The organism is Mycobacterium sp. 48b (assembly GCF_048282725.1).
GTDB lineage: Bacteria > Actinomycetota > Actinomycetes > Mycobacteriales > Mycobacteriaceae > Mycobacterium.
In genome coordinates this window covers 7363685-7384582 of sequence record NZ_JBLVUL010000001.1, presented here as the reverse complement: position 1 = coordinate 7384582, position 20898 = coordinate 7363685, and the positions used below count along the sequence as shown (strand labels likewise).

Annotated in this window: 20 protein-coding genes and 5 pseudogenes; 16 read left to right on the top strand and 9 right to left on the bottom strand. The window is 63.7% G+C overall.

The features are described from left to right. Positions 1–24: 24 nt before the first annotated feature. Complete coding sequence (locus ACNQR1_RS36045; RefSeq protein ID WP_019344575.1) at positions 25–1338, bottom strand: IS256 family transposase; 1314 nt, start codon at positions 1336–1338, stop codon at positions 25–27. Between the two features lie 107 nt (positions 1339–1445). Further along, positions 1446–1667: a helix-turn-helix domain-containing protein gene (locus ACNQR1_RS36040; protein WP_080989707.1), complete on the bottom strand. Its 222-nt coding sequence runs from the start codon at positions 1665–1667 to the stop codon at positions 1446–1448. 258 nt (positions 1668–1925) lie between these two features. Between ACNQR1_RS36040 and ACNQR1_RS36035 the strand changes: the two genes are divergently transcribed. Both ACNQR1_RS36035 and ACNQR1_RS36030 read left to right on the top strand, forming a co-directional pair. Then, entirely contained in the window at positions 1926–2066 is a 141-nt protein-coding gene (locus ACNQR1_RS36035) for a hypothetical protein (RefSeq protein ID WP_156525811.1), read from the top strand. Between the two features lie 60 nt (positions 2067–2126). Further along, entirely contained in the window at positions 2127–2993 is an 867-nt protein-coding gene (locus tag ACNQR1_RS36030) for an aldo/keto reductase (protein ID WP_047040723.1), read from the top strand. Positions 2994–3118: 125 nt separating this feature from the next. Here the strand turns inward: ACNQR1_RS36030 and ACNQR1_RS36025 are convergent, their stop codons facing one another. Next, complete coding sequence (locus tag ACNQR1_RS36025) at positions 3119–4456, bottom strand: integrase catalytic domain-containing protein (protein WP_131721949.1); 1338 nt, start codon at positions 4454–4456, stop codon at positions 3119–3121. Positions 4457–4687: 231 nt separating this feature from the next. Between ACNQR1_RS36025 and ACNQR1_RS36020 the strand changes: the two genes are divergently transcribed. The 11 genes and pseudogenes from ACNQR1_RS36020 (at position 4688) to ACNQR1_RS35970 (ending at position 14062) form a co-directional block, all read left to right on the top strand. After that, positions 4688–5929, top strand: coding sequence for an IS110 family transposase (locus tag ACNQR1_RS36020; protein WP_047040730.1), 1242 nt, complete (start codon positions 4688–4690; stop codon positions 5927–5929). Between the two features lie 158 nt (positions 5930–6087). After that, a complete protein-coding gene (locus tag ACNQR1_RS36015) occupies positions 6088–7401 on the top strand; it encodes an IS256 family transposase (protein WP_047040733.1) in 1314 nt (437 codons plus the stop codon). 170 nt (positions 7402–7571) lie between these two features. Further along, entirely contained in the window at positions 7572–9035 is a 1464-nt protein-coding gene (locus ACNQR1_RS36010; RefSeq protein WP_047040736.1) for an aromatic ring-hydroxylating dioxygenase subunit alpha, read from the top strand. 8 nt (positions 9036–9043) lie between these two features. Beyond that, positions 9044–9643 (top strand): 3-phenylpropionate/cinnamic acid dioxygenase subunit beta, encoded by a 600-nt coding sequence (locus tag ACNQR1_RS36005; protein ID WP_095795377.1) that lies wholly within the window; start codon positions 9044–9046, stop codon positions 9641–9643. Continuing rightward, a complete protein-coding gene (locus ACNQR1_RS36000) occupies positions 9640–9972 on the top strand; it encodes a hypothetical protein (protein WP_047040740.1) in 333 nt (110 codons plus the stop codon). Before ACNQR1_RS36005 ends, ACNQR1_RS36000 begins: the two co-directional genes overlap by 4 nt. Positions 9973–9990: 18 nt before the next feature. Further along, positions 9991–10185, top strand: a complete 195-nt coding sequence (locus ACNQR1_RS35995) for a ferredoxin (RefSeq protein WP_047040743.1) — start codon at positions 9991–9993, stop codon at positions 10183–10185. Continuing rightward, positions 10185–11417 (top strand): NAD(P)/FAD-dependent oxidoreductase, encoded by a 1233-nt coding sequence (locus tag ACNQR1_RS35990; RefSeq protein ID WP_047040745.1) that lies wholly within the window; start codon positions 10185–10187, stop codon positions 11415–11417. The genes ACNQR1_RS35995 and ACNQR1_RS35990 overlap by 1 nt, the downstream gene beginning before the upstream one ends. After that, a complete protein-coding gene (locus ACNQR1_RS35985; protein ID WP_047040748.1) occupies positions 11417–12163 on the top strand; it encodes a class II aldolase/adducin family protein in 747 nt (248 codons plus the stop codon). The genes ACNQR1_RS35990 and ACNQR1_RS35985 overlap by 1 nt, the downstream gene beginning before the upstream one ends. A gap of 106 nt (positions 12164–12269) precedes the next feature. Further along, positions 12270–12689 (top strand): annotated as a pseudogene (locus ACNQR1_RS35980) (class II aldolase/adducin family protein); the annotation flags it as partial. 111 nt (positions 12690–12800) lie between these two features. Next, positions 12801–13214: pseudogene (locus ACNQR1_RS35975) on the top strand (class II aldolase/adducin family protein); the annotation flags it as partial. A 56-nt stretch (positions 13215–13270) separates the two neighbouring features. Then, positions 13271–14062 carry an IclR family transcriptional regulator gene (locus tag ACNQR1_RS35970; protein WP_047040750.1) on the top strand — a complete coding sequence of 264 codons (792 nt, stop codon included), beginning with the start codon at positions 13271–13273 and terminating at the stop codon, positions 14060–14062. Between the two features lie 267 nt (positions 14063–14329). Here the strand turns inward: ACNQR1_RS35970 and ACNQR1_RS35965 are convergent. From ACNQR1_RS35965 to ACNQR1_RS35950, 4 genes and pseudogenes are all read right to left on the bottom strand, one after another. Next, a pseudogene (locus tag ACNQR1_RS35965) lies at positions 14330–15391 on the bottom strand (ISL3 family transposase); the annotation flags it as partial. A gap of 126 nt (positions 15392–15517) precedes the next feature. Next, positions 15518–15940 (bottom strand): hypothetical protein, encoded by a 423-nt coding sequence (locus ACNQR1_RS35960; RefSeq protein ID WP_156525812.1) that lies wholly within the window; start codon positions 15938–15940, stop codon positions 15518–15520. Continuing rightward, a complete protein-coding gene (locus tag ACNQR1_RS35955) occupies positions 15937–16155 on the bottom strand; it encodes a hypothetical protein (protein ID WP_047040755.1) in 219 nt (72 codons plus the stop codon). The genes ACNQR1_RS35960 and ACNQR1_RS35955 overlap by 4 nt, the downstream gene beginning before the upstream one ends. Before the next feature lie 94 nt (positions 16156–16249). Beyond that, positions 16250–16627: a hypothetical protein gene (locus tag ACNQR1_RS35950; protein ID WP_047040757.1), complete on the bottom strand. Its 378-nt coding sequence runs from the start codon at positions 16625–16627 to the stop codon at positions 16250–16252. 161 nt (positions 16628–16788) lie between these two features. Here ACNQR1_RS35950 and ACNQR1_RS35945 point away from each other — a divergent pair, with 161 nt between their 5' ends. Both ACNQR1_RS35945 and ACNQR1_RS35940 read left to right on the top strand, forming a co-directional pair. Further along, positions 16789–17079, top strand: a complete 291-nt coding sequence (locus ACNQR1_RS35945) for a transposase (RefSeq protein ID WP_047040760.1) — start codon at positions 16789–16791, stop codon at positions 17077–17079. A gap of 5 nt (positions 17080–17084) precedes the next feature. Next, the gene (locus ACNQR1_RS35940; protein ID WP_082901982.1) at positions 17085–17969 is read left to right on the top strand and encodes an IS3 family transposase; all 885 of its coding nucleotides are present in this window, start codon (positions 17085–17087) and stop codon (positions 17967–17969) included. A 523-nt stretch (positions 17970–18492) separates the two neighbouring features. Here ACNQR1_RS35940 and ACNQR1_RS35935 read toward each other — a convergent pair. Next, positions 18493–18819 (bottom strand): annotated as a pseudogene (locus tag ACNQR1_RS35935) (transposase); the annotation flags it as partial. A gap of 77 nt (positions 18820–18896) precedes the next feature. On the opposite strand from ACNQR1_RS35935, the pseudogene ACNQR1_RS35930 reads away from it, so the two are divergent. Continuing rightward, positions 18897–19046: pseudogene (locus ACNQR1_RS35930) on the top strand (IS1634 family transposase); the annotation flags it as partial. Between the two features lie 586 nt (positions 19047–19632). Here the strand turns inward: ACNQR1_RS35930 and ACNQR1_RS35925 are convergent. Continuing rightward, positions 19633–20544: an alpha/beta fold hydrolase gene (locus ACNQR1_RS35925; protein WP_157894438.1), complete on the bottom strand. Its 912-nt coding sequence runs from the start codon at positions 20542–20544 to the stop codon at positions 19633–19635. Between the last annotated feature and the right edge of the window lie 354 nt (positions 20545–20898).

The following is a 20898-nucleotide window of genomic DNA, read 5'->3' as shown; positions in this document are numbered from 1 at the left end:
TCAAATCCTGTGGATCGAGGGTCGTCAGGCGACCTCGGACACTGGGGTGTCGGGCGATGGTTCCGGGGTGATGTCGACCGGACGTTCGAGGAGCTTGCCCTGGTGGAACACTGCGCCGGCCCGCACCAACGCCACCAGGTGTGGTGCGTTGACCGCCCGCCACCGCGACTGCGCTGCTTCGATCAGCTTGTAGGCCATCGCCATGCCCGCCGCCCGTGATCCCGGGCCCTTGGTCACCCTGGTCCGAAGCCGAACCGTCGCGAAGGTCGATTCGATCGGGTTCGTGGTGCGTAGATGCACCCAGTGCTCGGCGGGATACCGGAAGTACTCGAGCAGCACGTCGGCGTCATCGACGATTTTCTTCACCGCTTTCGGGTACTTCGCGCTGTAGTCACGTTCGAACGCTGCGATCGCCAACTGCGCCTTGTCGATGTCCTCGGCCCCGATGATCTCCTTCATCGCCGCCAACGCACCCGGATGCGCCGATTTCGGGAGTGCAGCAAGAACGTTGGCTTGTTTGTGGAACCAGCAGCGTTGTTCGCGGGTGGCGGGGAACACCTCCCGCAGTGCCCGCCAGAATCCCAAAGCTCCGTCCCCGACCGCGAGCGCCGGCGCGCGCATCCCGCGGCGGCGGCAATCCCGCAGCAGGTCCGCCCAGGACTCGGTGGACTCTCGGTAGCCGTCGGCCAGGGCGACGAGTTCCTTGCGGCCGTCCGCCCGCACCCCGAGCATCACCAACAGGCAGAGCTTTTCCTGCTCGAGCCGGACTTTCAGGTGGATGCCGTCGACCCACAGGTACACGTAGTCGACCTGCGAGAGGTCCCTGGTGCCGAAGGCCTTCGCCTCGTCCTGCCACTGGGCCGTGAGCCGGGTGATCGAGGATGCGGACAGTCCGGCGCCGGTGCCGAGGAACTGTTCGAGCGCCGGCCCGAAGTCACTGGTTGACAGGCCGTGCAGGTACAGCAGCGGCAGCACCTCCGATACCTGCTCGGACTTGCGAGCCCAGGCGGGCAGGATCGCCGAGGAGAACCGCTTGCGCTCGCCGGTATCGGGGTCGATCCGCTTGTCGTTCACGCGGGGCGCCTTCACCGCCACCGCACCCGCCGAGGTCACGACCTCACGTTCGGCGTGGTATCCGTTGCGGACCACCAGTCGGTGGCCGTGTTCGTCGACCTCACCGGCATACCGGGCTACATAGTCGGCGACCTCGGCCTGCAACGCCGCGGCCAGCATCTGCCGGGCACCGTCGCGGACGATCTGGTCGAGCAACGACCGGCCCGCACCGGCCGCATTGCGGGTCTCGTTGGAGTCGTCGTTGTTGTCTACTACCGTGAGCACGGGCGTGCCTTCCCGCCAGCGCGCCAACGCTGGTCTTGATCAGAATTCGGATTCCTTGCAGATCATCTTCCGGGAAGGCACGCCCGCCCGGGATCCACAGGTTCTGATCATTGCTCAAGGTGCGGATGGGCCACCGCCAGCAGCTTATGGCTCAGCAGATAGGCATCCCCGATCTCCAGCACTGCTAGCCGCAAGGAATAGCCACTGGCGTCGTAGGACAGATAACCCAGGTATTCCAGGGTGAGGATGAATCGCCCCGCCGCGGTCCTGGCGATCCCGACGAACTCGGCAACATCCGAGACCGACAATGGCCTGTCCTGGCTGCTGATAGGCCTTCAGCACGGACAAAGCCCGGGCCAACGCCTCGACATGGCCCGGGTCGCTCTTCTTCAAAAGGGAGGCGGTCTCCGGGAGGCTTGGCCCTATCCGAAGCTATCTCATGGCGATGCGTTTAATGGCCCCCACTGGCGAGGATTACAGGCCAGACGGCGCTGGGCGGGCGGCTACCACTGCCACACCGGCAGATCTCGCCAGTTCTCTGCTGAACGGAATTAACATCTGGACAGCAGTTATGCGTTGTGCTTCACTTGCTGGATTACGGCGACCGTGCCGAGCTGCCGCATCTGGCCAGTCTGTTCGACATCGACAACAAGTGTGGCGGCGGCGTTGGCTTGCAGGAGGCAAACGCCTACCTTGAGCTGACCGCACCCGTGATGGCCCAAACATAAAGAGCTGAGGCTTCAGCCGTTTAGCAAACTATCGACAGATCCGAAAGACGAGGCCCTCCGATGATAAATGAAACGAGTACGGCTCCGAGACCAGGTGCGACCTCAAGGCTGCCCTTGCTGAACGGACACAGTATGCCGCGGATCGGCCTCGGAACATGGCCGATGCTGGACGCCGAATGCGAGCAAGCCGTCCGCTGTGCCGTGCAGACCGGCTACAGGCTGGTCGACACGGCCGTTCAATACCGCAACGAAGAAGCCGTGGGCCGCGGCATCAGAACCGCCGGCGTCCCGCGGGCGGAACTCTTTATTTCCAGCAAGTTCAACAAGGAGTCCCACAGCGTCGACGGCGTCCGTCGGGCGTACGACGAAAGCCTGCGGAAGCTTAGGGTCGACTATCTGGACATGTTCATGTGCCATTGGCCGGTGCCGGCGCTTGGCGCGTATGCGGAGGCATGGAAAGGCCTTGTAACCCTGTTAGAGGAAGGCGCCGTCAAGGCCATCGGCGTCTCCAACTTCAAGCCGGCCCACCTGAGGAAAATCATCGAAGCGACCGGAGTCGTTCCGGACGTCAACCAGATTCAGCTAAGTCCTGCTCTGGCGCGCACACAACCGCGTGCGGTCCACCGGGAGCTGGGAATCCTCACCCAATCCTGGAGCCCGATCGGCCGTGAATCCGGACTGCGTGCGAACCCCCTTGTGGTGGCCATCGCCGACCGTCTGAACAGGTCACCTGCCCAGGTCCTGCTGCGATGGCACATTCAGCAGGACCTGGTGCCCATCCCGCAGGCTTCGGACCCCGTCTGGTTGAGAGAGAACATCTCTGCGTTCGATTTCACCCTGACCGCCGACGACATGAACGATCTGGCCCGCCTGGATATGGGCGAAACTGCTGCGCGGGACTCAGATGCTGCGGAAAACGGTCACTGAATCCCGGCCAACGGACGCGGTCCGGCGGGGCCTCGGCCACTCGGCCGACTGGGGCCGTGGTGCCTCATGTCAAGATGCTCGCCAAATGATTCCTGCGTGCCTCATCTATTGTGCTCGCGAAAGTCTCATGCTGCGTGGGGTGCTTGGGAGTAGGTCTTGGCGGCGGCCAGCCGGATGAGTCGCTGCTGGATCTCGTTGATCCGGTTCGTCAGGCCGGCCAGGTCCAGACTGGCGTAGAGCTCGTCCAGGTAGTGACGTTGGGGTTCGAGCATGATCCCGGTGTCCTTGATCCGGTCTGCCGGGGTCCGCGGGTCGTCGTAGCTGCGCACTGACTTCCCCTTGCGGCTCAGGTGATATCCGGTGACTTTCTTGGTGGGCAGGAACAGGTTTTTGCGCAGGTTCACCAGCGGCCAGAGCTCGTTCAGGAGCCCCAATTCAGCATCGGTGTCGTAGCGGTAGTTGAACGCCGAGCGGCGGACGACGGCCTCGTTTTTCTGCTCCACGAACGGGTTGTCGTTGGAGTGGTGGGGCCGGGACCGGGTCATGCGGATGTTATGGGCATTGCACCAGGTAGTGACCGGATCGTTGAGGAATTCAGAGCCGTTGTCGCTATGGATGTGGTCGATGGGGTATGGGAATTCGTCCAGGATTTCATCCATCGCCTTGACCACCCATTTGGCGGCTTTGTTCTTGATCGCCCGGTTGCTGGTCCAGCCGGTGTACACGTCCGTGGCGGTCAGTGTGAATGCGTACTGGCCTTTGGCATTGTTGCCGCAATGCGCGACCGTATCGATGGCAACCAGGCCAGGCTGCCAGTCAATATCCGGGATGCGGGACATGATCGGGATCGACTCGGTGTACTGGTTCCGCCGCGACCTGGTCGTGGACTTCCCGTCCGGATACATCGAGAGCTTGAACGGTGCCAGCAGCCGGTCGATCGTTGCCGCGCTCATCGCCAGCAACTGGTCATGCACTGCGGGGCTGTAACGGGCCCGCACCCTCCCGAAAGCGCCAGCGCGGATATGGGCGTCCATGTTGGCCAGTGTGGTGCCCATGACCGCGGCCAGGTACTTCCCGCAGGGCTGCCCAGCCACGACCCAGACCTGCTGGAGCACCTTCACCGTGTCATAGCCATACGTCGGCGGTCTCGGCTTGCGCACCTCCATACGGGCCGGGCCCCGCCGCTTGAAGGCCCTGCCCAGCTGCCGCCGGGCATTCGCCCTCGACCAGCCCACCTCCGCCACCAACCGGTCCAGGATCTCGCCCTTGGCCTTCTTCGACGCCGCCACATACGCGCCGGCTTCCTTCTTAGTGATTTCCCTGCGCGCAGACAACGTCAACCCATACATCCCTCCAGCACACCAAAGCACCCGACCATGCACCAGAGATTTCGCGAGCATTTCCCAAATGAGCGTGCCAGCGCCGCTGCGCGCCGTGGGTGTCGAAAGTCCCTCTTGACGCACCTTGCCTCTGGTGAATCGGATGGCTCAGCGGGATGATGGTGGTGTCTGCCGTGTCCGACGCCGGTCGTTCCTTGGTGCTGTTGTTTGGCCCGTAAATGAGCGTGGTGCGGAGGGTTCCACGGGAACCGTGGATTGTTGCTGTGAGCACGAGTATTAGAGTCCTGATTTAATTCCACCCTCTACATGGCAGGCATCACCACCCATTGAAACAAGCAGGTTAGGAGGTGTCCCGTGGACTTGGTTCATGAACGTGCCGCGGGCATTGATATTTCCAAGGGTGACGCGAAGGTCGCCATCCGGTCCCCGGGCAAGCGTGCCGGGACTTTTTCCACCGAGGTCACCACCTGGGGTTCCACCACCAATCAGATCCTCGCCCTGCGGGACATGCTGGTCGCCGCGAAGGTCACCACGGTGGTCATGGAGGCAACCAGTGATTACTGGAAGCCGTTCTACTACCTGATGGAGGACCTCCTGCCAGTGATGCTCGTCAATGCGAAGGCGGCCCGCAACATTCCCGGGCGAAAAACTGACGTGTCCGACGCTTCCTGGTTAGCTCAGCTCGGTGCGCACGGGCTGCTGCGCCCTTGTTTTGTCCCGCCTCAACCGATCCGCGTACTTCGGGATTTGACCCGGGCACGAACCATCGCCACCCAGGACCGGACCCGGGAAGTCCAACGACTGGAGAAATTTCTGGAGTCTACCGGCCTTAAGCTCTCGGACCATGTTTCGGACCTGATGGGTGTCTCCTCCCGGGCCATGCTCAAGGCACTTATCAAGGGTGAGCGGGATCCGCAGGTGTTGGCTGACCTGGCTCGGGGGCGCATGCGCGTGCGGGTTCCCGAGCTCGTAGAGGCGCTGACCGGACGCTTCGAGGTGCACCATGCTTATCTTTGCAACATGCATCTGGAACGCATCGATTCCATCACTCGGTGCGTCGAGGAACTCACCACCCGCATCAACGAGGCGATGGAACCCTTTCAAACGGCACGGGAATTTCTAGCTACCATTCCCGGGGTCTCCACCCTCGTGGCCGATGTCATCATCGCCGAAACCGGGGCAGACATGAGCTCCTTCCAGAGCCCGGGCCGACTCGCATCCTGGGCGGGCCTAAGCCCAGGATCCAACGAGTCTGCCGGCCGGGCAAAGTCCACCAGGACCCGACCTGGGAACCGCTATCTCAAGGGCGCTCTGGGCGTCGCGGCCTTGTCGATTTCCAGAAACCCCAAGAACAGCTACCTCGGGGCACGCTATAAGAGACTCATTGTGCGCCGCGGCAAGATGAAAGCCATCGTCGCCACCCAACACTCCATCCTCACCGCCGTCTGGCACATGCTCGCGGACGGCGAGTGCTACCACGACCCAGGATCCGACTTCTTTACCAAAAAGGACCCCACCCGCACCAAGAACAACGCCATCCGCCGCCTCCAAGAACTCGGCTACAACGTCACCTTAAGTAACCAGGAGGCAGCCTGACCCACCTTACTTTCGTATTAGGCACGCACCCCATTTCGCGAGGAGCAATGATCAGAACCTGTGGATCCCGGGAGGACGCACCTTCCCGGATGATGATCTTTGACGAAACAGGATTCTGATCAAGACCAGCGTTGGCGCGCTGGCGGGAAGGCACGCCCGTGCTCACGGTAGTACACGAAGGCCGAGACCCGAACGAGGCCGGCGACGCCGCCGGTGCAGGCCGGTCGCTGCTCGATGAGATCGTTCGCGACGGTGCCCGGCAGATGCTCGCCGCAGCCCTGCAGGCCGAGGTCGCCGATTACATCGCCCGGCACGCCGGTGAAGTCGACGACAACGGCCACCGCCTCGTCGTACGCAACGGCTACCACACCGAACGCGACGTGATGACCGCCGCCGGTGCGGTGACGGTGAAGGCGCCACGGGTCAACGACAAGCGCATCGATCCCGAGACAGGCCAGCGTAAGAGGTTCTCGTCGGCGATCCTGCCGGCCTGGGCCCGCAGGTCCACCCAAGTGTCCGAGGTGTTGCCGCTGCTGTACCTGCACGGCCTGTCGACCAGCGACTTCGGGCCCGCCCTCGAGCAGTTCCTCGGCTCCGGTGCCGGCCTGTCGCCGGCCTCGATCACCCGGCTGACCGCGCAGTGGCAGGACGAGGCGAAAGCCTTCGGACAGCGGGATCTCTCGCAAGTCGACTACGTCTACCTGTGGGTCGACGGCATCCACCTGAAGGTGCGGCTCGAGCAGGAGAAACTCTGTCTGCTGGTCATGCTGGGGGTGCGGGCCGACGGACGTAAGGAACTCGTCGCCCTGGCCGACGGCTACCGCGAATCCACCGAATGCTGGGCCGATCTGCTGCGGGACTGCCGCCGCCGCGGAATGCGGGCCCCGGTGCTCGCGATCGGGGACGGCGCGCTGGGATTCTGGAAGGCACTGCGGGAAGTGTTCCCCGACACCCGCGAACAACGCTGCTGGTTCCACAAGCAATCCAACGTCCTTGCAGCACTCCCGAAGTCCGCGCATCCCGGCGCGTTGGCGGCGATGAAGGAGATCATCGGAGCCGAGGACATCGACAAGGCGCAGATCGCGATCGCGGCGTTCGAACAGGACTACGGTGCGAAATATCCGAAGGCAGTGAAGAAGATCGTCGATGACGCCGATGTGTTGCTCGAGTACTTTCGGTATCCGGCCGAGCATTGGGTGCATCTGCGTACGACGAATCCGATCGAATCGACTTTTGCGACGGTGCGGCTTCGGACCAGGGTGACCAAGGGTCCGGGTTCACGAGCGGCGGGGATGGCGATGGCCTACAAGCTGATCGAGGCCGCGCAGTCGCGGTGGCGGGCGGTCAACGCACCGCAGCTGGTCGCACTGGTGCGAGCGGGCGCGCTGTTCCACAAGGGCAAGCTCCTCGAACGGCCGGTCGACATCACCCCGGAACCCTCGCCCGACACTCCGGTGTCCGAGGTCGCCTGACGACCCCCGATCCACAGGATTTGACTATTCCTCTTTCGCGAGCACTTTAGATGAGTCTCGTCGGGGGCTTGACGAACGCCACACTTTAAGTCATTCTCTTTCTAAAAGAAACTATCTCTGATTACCAGAGATGACTGGCGTCTTGCCGGCCCGGACAAGGAGATCCATCAATGACTGACCACAGCGGCGTGATTCAGGATGTACGGCAGGGCATGATCCCTGCACACATTTACAACGACAAAGAGATCTTCGAGCTTGAAAAGGAGCGGGTCTTTGGTCGCAGCTGGCTTTTCGTCGCCCACGAATCCGAGGTGCCCGAAGCTGGCGACTACGTGGTGCGCCGCGTCCTGGAAGACTCATTCATCATTTCCCGTGATGAACATGGAGAAATCCGGGCACTGTTCAACATGTGCCTTCACCGCGGCATGCAGGTCTGCCGCACGGAGATGGGAAACGCTTCCCACTTCCGTTGCCCGTACCACGGGTGGTCCTACCGTAACGACGGCCGCATAGTCGGACTGCCCTTCCACAAAGAGGCATACGGCGGCGAAGAGGGCTTCAAGAAGCAGGGGCAGACGTTGCTGCCTGCTCCTTCCCTGGGCATCTACAACGGCCTTATCTTCGTCAGCCTGGATCCTGACGCAGAGCCGTTGGAGGACTTCCTGGGTGACTTCAAGTTCTACATGGACTACTACACGAAGCAAAGCTCCGGCGGGATTGAACTGCGCGGGCCGCAGCGGTGGCGGGTCAAGGCCAACTGGAAAATCGGAGCCGAAAACTTCGCCGGCGACATGTATCACACCCCCCAGACCCACACCTCCGTCGTCGAAATTGGTTTGTTCCGCGAACCAAAGGCGGAAAAGCGCAAGGACGGGACAACCTATTGGGCCGGCAACGGCGGCGGAACTACCTACAAGCTTCCCGAAGGAAGCCTGGAGGACCGCCTCCGCTACGTGGGCTACCCGGACGAGATGATCGCCCGCATGAAAGAGCAGTGGAGCCAGGAGCAGCTCGACGTCGTGGGCAAGGACGGGTTCATGGTGTCGGCGGCGTCGGTGTTCCCGAACATGAGCTTCGTGCACAACTGGCCACGGGTCGAAGAAGACTCCGATGAAGTGCTCCCGTTCATCTCCATCCGGCAGTGGCAGCCAATCAGTGAAGACGAGACCGAGATCGTATCGTGGTTCGCCGTCGACAAGAACGCGCCCGAAGAGTTTAAGGCACTTTCCTACAAGGCCTATCTCATGTGCTTTGGCAGCGGCGGCATGTTCGAGCAGGACGACGTGGAAAACTGGGTTTCCTTGACCAGCACCGCCGGCGGCCCGATGGCACGGCGCCTGCTGCTGAACAGCCGCATGGGCATGCTGGAAAACGGACAGAACGTCGTCGAACCCCTGACCCCCGAGCAGTACTCCGGCCCCGGCTCGACCCGCGTCGGATACAGCGAATACAACCAGCGTGAACTGCTCCTGCGATGGGCCAACCATCTTGAACGACCGATGGAAAAAGCGGCCCAGGTGCACGTCGGCAGCAATCCGGTGCAGGACTGTCCGTCTGACACCCCGGATTCTTTCCCGGCTCCCGCTGAGCACAACGGGCACGCCCCGGCAATGACCGTTTCGAAGGAGGGCTAGCCGTGGGTATTGAAGCCGTAACCGAACGCAGCAACAAATCTCTCTCGGAGCAGTCGGTGCTGGGAGGGCACGCCCCCCGTACTCAGAGGACGGGTGACTCCCTGCCGTTCAATGATGAACTTCATCTGCAAGCCCACAAGTGGCTTGTCGATGAATCCTATTTGCTCGACGCACAGGAGTACGACGAGTGGCTGAGCCGCCTCACGGACGACGTGCACTATCTCATGCCGGTGAGGGTGACCACTGCCCTCGGGGCCGGTTACAGCACGTCTCCCGGGATGGCGCACATGGATGAAAACAAGTACTCGCTGAGCCGCAGGGCGGCGCGCTTCGCCACGGAACACGCCTGGACCGAAGACCCTCCGTCGCGGCTGCGCCACTACGTCACCAACGTCCGGACGTTCCGTACCGGTAACCCGGATGAGATCATCGTGGATTCGGCGGTCCTGCTGTTCCGCAGCCGGGGCGACGTCCGCGAGGCCGCGACCGTGTCGGCAGGCAGGGAGGATCTGCTGCGCCGCACCGGCTCCGGCTGGCAGCTCGCCCGCCGCACCATCATGGTCGACGAGGCGGTCATCCGGATGCAGAATCTGGCCATATTCCTATGAAACTCGAATGGGAAGGCGAAGAGGAGGACCGCCTTGCCGCCATTCGAGCGGCGGAGGAGCGCGACCGGCTGGAAGCACGGGTCAACGGCGCTCCGATCGTGATCGCCAACGAATTCTCCGAAGTCCAGGTAAGCCGCGTCGAGACGCGGAACGGCTCGCGGCTGATGATCAAGTCCCCGCGCTCCGGCCAGTGGGTGTCCCTGTGCCCCCTGGAGCTGGAAGCCCTCACCTGGCAGGCGCCGGCAACCTTCTCGGCCATGATCGGGCATCCGTTCGGGCCGCTTGTCACCGAGGACGAGCAGCCGCCCCAGAACAAAAACAACATCTAGAGGCCAAGGAGATTGACAATGCCTACCGTAAAAGCAGATCTGCAAGCCTGCCAGGGCTACGCCAACTGCGTCGTTGGGGCACCCGACTACTTTGATCTGGATGACGACGGAATCGTTGTTCTCCTCAGGACCAAAGTTCCCGAGGCCGAGCGTTCCCGTGTCACCGAGGCTGCCCGCAGCTGCCCGGTGTCCGCCCTAGTAGTGGAGGACTGATGAACACGACCACAGTTATCGTCGGCTCCTCAACCGGCGGCGTGCGTGCTGCCCAGTCCCTGCGCCTGGAGGGGTATGAAGGCGACATCGTCCTCGTCGGTGCTGAGACGGAACTCCCGTACGACAAGCCGCCGTTGTCCAAATCCGTCCTCTCCGGCAAAGCAGAGGAGTCGTCCATCCGCCTCCTTACCCGCGAGCAGGCGGAGGAAGCCAGCATCCGGCTGCTGCTCGGGCACGCCGCCACAGGCATCGATGTCGCCGGAAACCTGTTGTACCTCCAGGACCACGAACCCCTACACTTCGACAACCTTGTGATCGCCACGGGCGCATCTGCCCGACCCTCACCCTGGGGCCAACGGCCCGGGATCCACGTGCTCCGTTCCCTGGACGATGCCCGGAAACTGCGCGCCGACCTCCTCAAAGGCGGGGAACTGGCAGTGATCGGCGCCGGTTTCATCGGTGCCGAAGCAGCCGCGACGGCACGTACGCTCGGTCTGGAAGTGACAGTCATCGACCCGATGCCCATACCAATGAGCCGCATCTTCAACGCCGAAATCGCACAGCTGTTTGGAGAACTCCACCGCAACAACGGCGTCACCACGATCTTTGGCACCGGAGTCGAGGCCATTGAGGGCGAGCACGGGTCCTTCAGCGTCAGGCTTACCAACGGCCAGACAGTACAAGCCGCCACCGTTCTCATCGGGATCGGCGCGGTTCCCAACGACGCCTGGCTGGCCTCCTCGGGACTGCTGGTGGACAACGGCGTCGTGCTGGACGAGTTCTGCAGGGCTGTGGACGCCCCGAACGTGTATGGCGTCGGCGACGTGGCGCGCTGGCGGCATCAGAAGCACGGTGCGGACATCCGGATCGAGCACTGGACAAACGCGGTTGAGCAAGCCTCATGCGTCGCCCACAACATCACCCATCCGGACAGTCCCCGCGAGTACACACCGGTTGAATACGTCTGGAGCGACCAGCACGACTGGAAAATCCAGGTCGTCGGTCGCGTGGGAGGCAACGCCGACCATGTCCTCATCGGAGACCCTGAGCTGCACGGTCGGTTCGCAGCGCTCTACACCACCGACGGAGTGGAACTGTACGGTGCCGCGATCGTGAACTGGCCGAAGGCCCTGCTTGCCTGCCGCCGCGGCATGGGATCAGGGATCGGCGTGCAGGAACTGCGCGACAAACTCGAGCTCCTGCTCGAGCCCCGGCCGACGGCGGCACTCTGATGCGGGGAAGTCAGCCGCCGGTGGTCCACGAAGAGCAACGGCAGGCCATCGCAATGGCCTGCCGGGTCCTGGCCGGCCGCGGCCTCGCCGACGGAATCCTCGGCCACATCAGTGCGCGAACGGGGGAGAACGAGCTCTTGGTCCGTTGCAGGGGTCCCAAGGAGCGTGGCCTCGCGCACACCGAAGCCAACGACATCCGGCTGGTCGACCTCGACGGCAATCCCGCCGCCGAAGGCGAGCTCGACAGCGGCTACACGGTCCCCAACGAGCTGCCTCTGCACACCGAGCTGCTGCGGCGGCGCCCGGATATCAACTCCGTTGTGCATGCCCACCCCCCGCAGGTCGTGGCCGCCGACTTGGCAGGGCTCGCTATCCGGCCGATCGTCGGGGCGTTCGACATCCCGGGCACCCGCCTGGCGGCAGACGGAATACCCGTCTACCCCAGAGGAGTGCTCGTGCGAAACCGCGAGCTCGCAGCGGAAATGCTCGACGCCATGGGCGATCGGCCCGTGGTGCTGCTGCGCGGACACGGCCTCACCAGCGCGGCGCCGACGATGGAGCAGGCGGTCCTCCAAGCCATCAGCGTAAACACCTTGGCAGGCCTGTCGCTTCAGATCACAGCAGCCGGAGGGCAGCTGCACGACCTTCCCGGTCCCGACATGGCGGAGCTGCCAGATCTCGGAGGGCCGTTCAACATCGCGACCGCCTGGCGACACGAGCTCGCCCGGCTGAGCGTCAGCCCATGAAGCCGGCCAGCGCGGCAGTGCCGACAGTCCCGCCGACGCTGGGTACGATACAAGGCATGCGATCGACAGAGACAGAAGACGGATCCAAATACGGTCCGCCGCCGCAATACCCCCCCCGCAGGTCGTGGCCGCCGACTTGGCAGGGCTCGCTATCCGGCCGATCGTCGGGGCGTTCGACATCCCGGGCACCCGCCTGGCGGCAGACGGAATACCCGTCTACCCCAGAGGAGTGCTCGTGCGAAACCGCGAGCTCGCAGCGGAAATGCTCGACGCCATGGGCGATCGGCCCGTGGTGCTGCTGCGCGGACACGGCCTCACCAGCGCGGCGCCGACGATGGAGCAGGCGGTCCTCCAAGCCATCAGCGTAAACACCTTGGCAGGCCTGTCGCTTCAGATCACAGCAGCCGGAGGGCAGCTGCACGACCTTCCCGGTCCCGACATGGCGGAGCTGCCAGATCTCGGAGGGCCGTTCAACATCGCGACCGCCTGGCGACACGAGCTCGCCCGGCTGAGCGTCAGCCCATGAAGCCGGCCAGCGCGGCAGTGCCGACAGTCCCGCCGACGCTGGGTACGATACAAGGCATGCGATCGACAGAGACAGAAGACGGATCCAAATACGGTCCGCCGCCGCAATACCCCCCCGCAGGTCGTGGCCGCCGACTTGGCAGGGCTCGCTATCCGGCCGATCGTCGGGGCGTTCGACATCCCGGGCACCCGCCTGGCGGCAGACGGAATACCCGTCTACCCCAGAGGAGTGCTCGTGCGAAACCGCGAGCTCGCAGCGGAAATGCTCGACGCCATGGGCGATCGGCCCGTGGTGCTGCTGCGCGGACACGGCCTCACCAGCGCGGCGCCGACGATGGAGCAGGCGGTCCTCCAAGCCATCAGCGTAAACACCTTGGCAGGCCTGTCGCTTCAGATCACAGCAGCCGGAGGGCAGCTGCACGACCTTCCCGGTCCCGACATGGCGGAGCTGCCAGATCTCGGAGGGCCGTTCAACATCGCGACCGCCTGGCGACACGAGCTCGCCCGGCTGAGCGTCAGCCCATGAAGCCGGCCAGCGCGGCAGTGCCGACAGTCCCGCCGACGCTGGGTACGATACAAGGCATGCGATCGACAGAGACAGAAGACGGATCCAAATACGGTCCGCCGCCGCAATACCCCATCGAGTCTGTTGATAACGCCCTGCGGCTGCTCCTGCTGTTCGAAACCCAGCCCAGCATCAGGCTGACCGATGCCAGCACTTACTTGGGCGTGGCGTCGTCGACGGCGCACCGGCTGATGGGCATGCTTCTCTACCGTGGCTTCGTTCGGCAGAACCCGGCGACCCGGGCCTACGAACCTGGGCAGGCGCTGAGCTCGATTGCCTTTGCGATCAGACGGCAGGTGGACATCCGGACACTGGCCCGGCCGGTCCTCGAGCGGATCTTCGAACAAACGGGAGAAACCGTCCACTTCGCCAGGCTTGAGAGGACTGACGTCCAATTCATCGACGCCATCGAAAGCAGGCGAGCGGTCCGCGTCGGTTCCCGCCAGGGCCTCACCTTGCCAGCAAACTGCACTGCGACTGGTAAAGCGATGCTGAGCCTCCTCGGTGAGAAGCAGCTGCGGAATCTGTACCCAGGGCAGGAACTCCCCAAGCTGACTACCAACTCAATTACCTCCAGGTCGGACCTTGAAAGGGAGCTCGACGAAATCCGGCACAGGGGTTACGCAAATAGCCGCGAAGAGAGCGAAGACGGGGTGACATCGGTCGCCGCCGCGGTTGCCGGCCCAAGCGGCACTGTCTACGGAATCAACGTATCTGTGCCGGCCCACCGCATGTCGGAGGAGCTTCGCAGCGACCTCGGGGGCATGCTCCGGGCAGCCGCAGAAGAACTCCAGGGGCGCCTGGTCTAGAAGACTTAAAGCGGCTTCGCGTTTAGGCATGGTTGGTCTGTTTGTTCCGGTAGGGGCGGTGGCCGCCGGCGGCCAGTAGGCATCTGAGTCTGTAGTTGGTGAAGTTGCGGAAGCCGCGGGCGATTCGGCGGGTGGTTTCGATGACGCCATTGAATCGCTTCGGTGGGTCCGTTGGAAGCGCCGTGGGTGTCGAAGTAGGCTAGGATCGCTGTCTTCCATTGAGTGTCCGCCCGAGTCGGGCGACTTCCGGGATGGGGAGGTCGGGAATGATGTGATTACTTCGTTGACGAGTTCCCGGCCCCGCTCCGGGCGGGCGTGGTAGATGTTGCGGAGCTTCTGGTAGCACTGCCAGGCCAGGGTGACTTCGTGGCCGTGATCCCCGGCGCTGAGCTTAGCATCGAGCCGGGCGGCTTGTTTGTCGGTGAGGTGTTCGGCGCCGATCTGCAGGGTTCGACGGATTCCGTAGAGCGGGTCGCCCTTGCGGCCGCGGTGTCCCAGGGTGTCCTGCTGGACCCGGCGGCGGACCTCGTCGATCATGGCCGAGCCGAGCTTCACGACATGGAACGCGTTCAGAACGGCGATGGCTTCGGGCAGCTCGTCACGGATCGCGTTCGCGTAGCCGCGGAACGGATCCAGCGCGGCGGTCTTGATCCCGGCAGTGAACCCTGCGCCGCGTTCTTTGAGCCAGTCCGCATAGGCCTTCCCCGACCGGCCCGGAACCAGGTCAAGCAACCTGGCGTGCACCACCCCCGCGGGGTCGCGGGTGTGGTCCACGATCCCGGTGACCATGCCGGTTCCGGGCGGGCCGGTGTGGGACCAGACATGCTCATCGACCCCGAGCGCATCTACCCCGGTCAGCCGGCCGGTCGATGCGATCCGCCGGGTGGCTTCGATCCTGACCGCGTCCCAGACGGTGTGCCAGGAGACGCCGAGCTGATGGGCCAAGGCGGAGACCGAGGTGTCGAAATGCTGGAGCGCATCGGTCGCCCACCCGGCGGCCCTGGCGGTGAGCTTCGCCCGTGGTCCTGCCAGCGGGTGCTCCTCTGTGAACGTCGTTCTCGGGCAGTCCGGGTCCGGGCACCGCCAGACACGTTTGGCCCACAGCAGCCGCACCGGGCGGCCGAAACAGGGAATGTCATGGAGACGGACCTGGCGGCGTCCATGCCCGACCGCGATGACGCCGCAGTCGGCGCAGCCGGTGACGTTCTCCCCGGTTTCGACGCCCAGAAGCAGGCCGGTACCGGTTGCCGTGACGGAGCTGACGCGGACGCCCTCGACACCGAGCAGCGCATCCGCGCGCGTGCACCAGCGGCCACCGGAACACGACATAGAGTTATTCATGTCAGGGTCTCTTTTGGGTATTGGTTGCTTGGTCGCGACCAATTCAAAGAGGCCCTGACCTCTTTCCTGCCGCACCACGCCGCAGCTGCATGCGGCCACGCCCTGCCCCCGGCGTCAGACGGCCCTCACCCTGCTCATCGTCGAAGGCCCAAGGCGACCGGCTTCCCGGCGAACGCGGCCGCAGGCGCCGGACTCCTCCGGCCGCCAGATTGTGTGCACGCCAACGTCGAGCAACTTCCGCTCACCGACGTCCGTGATGACCCAGACAAATCCGTGTTCCGGAAACGTCATGTCAACCCGCCCGTACCACAATGCCCCGGTTTCATGATCCCTCACAGCGATGCGGTGCCCGCGGGCCAGGGACAGGAAGACTTCGATTTCGCATTCTGTCAGCGACTCTTTCAACCCATTCCTCCCCGGCGCTGCGCCGAGAGCCGCCGTACGCAGGGAACAGCCGGCCTGGCGGGCGGCGGGGCAGACCATGCTAAAAACGCTGCCAGCCGGCGCGCCGGAGAGATCGCTCTGCTGTCCGTTCATCGCAGCCCGCTCCCCCACCTTTCGAGTGTCACACCGCGTGGAACGTCGCTGTCCAGGCGCGCTTCATAGCGGCCCGGGGCGAGGCGGGCCACCGAGATGCCGACGTGTTCAGCCATCGCCGCCGGCTTCAGCAGATCCACCGCTTCATCCAGGGCGGCGTCCAGTTCTTTTCGGGTGTGAACGGCGACGACGAGACAACCGGGTGCTGCGTGCATGGTCAAATCCTTAATCTGAGGGCGGTGATCAGTACTTTGGGACACGCCAAATGTCCCTGGGACGGAACGGAGGAGCGGCAGCCCGCCGGCATGATCAAGCCAGGGCCCAAATCCCGGCGGCCCCGGCGGAACCTAGGGGACCAAGGCTTCCGGCAGAAGAAGGGGCAGGACCGTGGAACGCTGCAGAACGGCGGCGGTTTACCTCCGACAGTCCCATGATGGTGGCTTCAACATCTTCCAGGGATTGCTGAATCCAGGCGAGGGCGGCCAGGTCATCGGAACTGTGGGCCGCGTCGATTGATGACGCCTCTAGGAGCGCAGCCCGGCGGCTGATCCTGCCGGAAAGTTCGAGGATCAACGGCGGAATCATGGCCAGGGATTCACCCCGCGTTAGGTGCGCGAAGGCTTCTTTTCCAGCGCCACGGTGGGTGACGGCGACCGTGAGGGCCAGATCTGAGGAGTTTGTGGTCATGGGTCTGTCCTTCAGGTTGTTCAAAGTCCTGGTCTTTTCGGAGTGCTTCCGGTACGACGGAAGGGGAGTCTCGGGTGGTTCGTCCCGCCGCAGATCGTCCGCGCCGCAGGCACACTGAGGTGTACTACTGATGTGAGACACAGTTTGAAAGGATTGTGCTCATGTCTGCTCGACCTACCTATTCCGATGAGTTCAAGGCTGATGCCGTTGAGCTCGTGGTTTCATCTGGCCGTTCGCCGGCTTCTGTCGCTCCGGAGCTCGGCATTTCCGTCACCGCGTTGAAACGCTGGGTGCGGGTGTCCCGTGAGGGGCAACCAGGCGGTGGGGGGAAACCGGATGATCCGGTGGATCCTGCGAAATACAAGGCGTTGGAAGCACGGATGCGTGAGCTGGAGAGGGAGAACGATTTCCTGAAAAAAGTTTCGGCGTTCTTCGCCAAAGAACAACGGTAGAGGACTTGTACCGAGTTGTTCAGGAGAAGAACGCCGACTTCCCGGTGGCCTGGATGTGCCGCCAGCTTGGTCTCCCACGGGCGACGTATTACCGGCGGCTGGACGCCGGCGACACCCCGACTGCGCTGCGCCGCCGGGAACTGACGGATCAGGTGAAGACCGTCTTCGATTCCTCCGACGGGATCTTCGGGCACCGCATGGTCCATGCGAAACTTGCCGCCGCCGGCATCGAGGTTTCGGTGGGCACTGTCGCGGGGATCATGGCCGAAAACGGGTGGGCGGCAAAGCGGATGAGAGCGTTCAAGCGCACCACGATCGCCTCGGATCCGGATAAAGTCTTCGAGGACCTCATCGGCCGGGACTTCACTGCAGAAGCCCCTGGAACGCGTCTGGTGGGCGATATTACCTACCTGCGCACCGGCGAAGGGTGGCTGTATTTGGCCACTGTCATTGACCTGTGCACCCGCATGGTCGTCGGCTGGGCCATGGCTGAGCACATGCGCGCCTCGTTGGTTACCGGAGCCCTGACGATGGCCAGGGACAGCGGCCACCTGAGCCCCAACGCCATTTTTCACAGCGACCACGGAACGCAGTACACCTCCCGGGAAATGGGCGCCTGGTGCGCAGGAAACAAGATCCGCCAATCCATGGGCGCCACCGGGGTGTGCTGGGACAATGCAGTCGCAGAATCGCTGTTCTCATCCCTGAAAAACGAGTTCTACCATCACCACAGCTTCACCACCCGCCAGGACGCCAGACGGGCGACCATGCGCTACATCGAAGTGTTCTACAACCGCTGGCGCCCTCACACCAACAACGAGGGTCTGCCGCCCGCGACAGCAATGGCCAACTTCACAACCAGAAACCAGCCGCTTCCCGCTGCTGCCTGACCGAAAAGAAACTACCCGACTGTCTCACATCCTTGACACACCTCACACCGTCCGCCACCGGAATGGGCCTGCGGCACGGACGGTCTGCGGCTCTACAAGCCCGGGCGCACCTCCCGATCGACGCAGCCAAATACGAAACGGCAGCTTTCAAGGCCGCGTTCTCCACGGCCCGGTCTTTGGTTTCAACAACACCGACCGTCAGTGCCCCTGCCCGGCCGAGACATCAACCATGCTTAACTGCGAAGGGCCCTTAAAGCGACCCCGTACTGCTCCGGCAGTACTTTCCAAAGGGCACGGACCTGAACGTGTGGAGTTAGACCAGCTCGATGACGTCTGCGACGGACTCAACGACAGGCCCCGAGCATGTCTCAACGACCGCTCGCCACGGGCAGCCATGCAACGATTAGGACACCGGATGCAAACACATCTAATTCGCAACGTTCACTAGAAACCGCCCCGTATATCGGGGGCTGATCCTCGGCGCCAACGCAGCACGGGACCTTCGCAGCAGGGCCTATCGGCACCCCTCCCGGTCCCGCGGAACGTCGATCTGCACCGGGCCTGTCGTCTCCGTCAGCACGGTCTGGGACCGCGTTCCGTTGCGCGAGTTGGCAGTATCCTTCGCCGCCGTGTCGTGCCGTTCATAACCGAGGTGCTCGGTCAGTTCCTCGTCCAGGGCGGTTTCGATGACGGTCTTGGTCAGCTGCTTGAGCAGTCCGTCAGGACCGGCCAGGGACAGCCCCTGCTCCCTCGCCATCCTGACCAGCTCGCGGGCAGCCTCGGCCTCGGATTTCTCTGTCAGTTCGTCAACGGTTTTCGTACTCGGCACAGCCTCAAGTGTTGCGGCCATATCGGGCTCCTTCCCGCCAGGCTTGCCGCCCCGGCGTGTCGAGCCGGATACACCGTTAATTCCCCAGTCCCTGCCCGGGCAGCACGCCGCTGAAGAAGGCGAGGTTCCTGAAGGTCACCGGCGCCGAGAAGATGTCCGCAGCAGCGGTGATCGGCGCGTATCACGACCTGTGGCAGGTTGAGGCGTCCTTCCGCATGACCAAGTCCGATCTGAAGGCCCGGCCAGTGTGAGCCCCGCCCGGCACCGATCTCAGACCCAGAACCGGCCGCAGCCGAGGGCTTCCACGATGGGGACCGCTTCTTCCTCCGCCCCCTCTGGCGGGGCCAGCCAGTGGCCCGTGGAAGGGGGAGCGGAATCAGGGGTAGAATCCACCCCGCGGGAGGACCGCCATGCCCCAATGCGGGCCGCCCTGCGGCTGTCGCCCGCCGAAGGATCCCGCGCTTGTGCGTCATCCGGCGCCTGCGCCGGGCCGGCCCGGCGCGCTGAGCGCAACCGGCACACCAGCCCGGGCAACAATTCCCTCAACCGGGTTCGTCCGGGGAGGACGGAGCCACGGGCGCCGCGATCTCTTTCACGGGCACATCACGCCCAGCCGAAAACCGCCGCTGTCTTCGGCCCCTCTCCCAGAGCCCACCGTGGTCGCCGGAAACCGGACACGAACAGGGGGGCCACTTCAAGAGATACAGGCCAGTTTGTCCGCGATCGCGGTGTTCGACTCGCACGCCGAAGCCAGCAGCACGATCTGGGCGCGCTGCGCCAATCCGGCACGGACTCGAAGACCCCGTCAAGCGGGATAGTTCCCCAGGATCACCATCAACGACGCGTCGCATAGCTGGCGCTGCGACGGCCTGCGTAGTCCGCCAGGATTCGAACGAAGTCCTCGGTTCGCTCCGCGAAGACGTTGTGGCCCGCGGTTCCCAGGATGTGCAGGCTCGTGGTCTCCGAGACGAGGGCGAGCTTCTGGTAGAAGGCGATGCCCAGGTCAACCGGCGCCGAGCGATCGTCGCGGCCCCAGACGACTTCGACGGGAATATTGACCTCGCCGGCGAAGAGGCGAGCGCGGATGTCGTCCTTCGCCGCCTGAAGACTCGGCTCCCAGTATTTCTTCTCAACCATCGGGTAGGTCTTGAGGGCGTTCTGGTGGTTCTCCTTGACGTACTTAGCGGCGGCCGCATTGATTTGTTCCTGCGGCACCGGGGTCACGTACAGCGCACGGAAGTAGGCTCCGCAGATCTCCTCCGGAGACGCGTCCGCCGGAAGCGAACGCGTGATCGCGTCGTAGAACTCAACGTCGCGGAACTTAGCGTCGGTGCCAGCGAGCGTCGCGCTCGACACGATGAAGAGACCTTTGGTCGACTCCGGCATGTCAAGAGCGAGCTTGCTCGCCAGCAGGCCACCGCGCGAGTGCCCGACCAGAATCATGTCCTCGAGTCCCAGAGCGTCGATGAAGCCCCTGGCGTGCTTGACCACCGCATCGAACGTCCACTCGGCATGCGTCGGCGCGAGGTCAGTCTCTCCCTGCCCCAGCTTGTCGAAGGTCACGACGCGGAAGCCCTTGTCGACCAGAGGAGCGATGACGGGAGCCCAACCATCCCCGCCGCCCGGCATGCTCATACCCGAGTGGCCACCGTGGATCAGGAGGATGACCGGACCCTCGCCCTGATCGATATAGCGCGTCCTGATTCCGCCGACGGATATGTAGTTCACGGACAGGTCTGTGTTCAACTCAAGCCTCCTGATCAAAGCAACTGGCTCGCCTATGGGGCGAGTATCTGCCATTTCTGTCACACAGAGAAGCCTTCTGTCAAGAGGGATCCGTGATTCAACGCCGGTGACAAGTTGAACGCCCGCGATCGCCGTCGACATCCCGGTCGTCGGTTGACGCTCGTTGTGCGCCAGCTGCTGATGGGGCCCGCCGAGCCCATCCCGATTGGTACGCCTTGGTTGACGTGAATACACGCCGATACAACAGCAACCACAACCGGCTGGCTGCCAGGCGCCATACCAACATCCGTGCGCCTACTCGACATTGGCTCTCCACGGCTCCACTGGGCCGCCTGGCCAGCGTCAACGCGATCG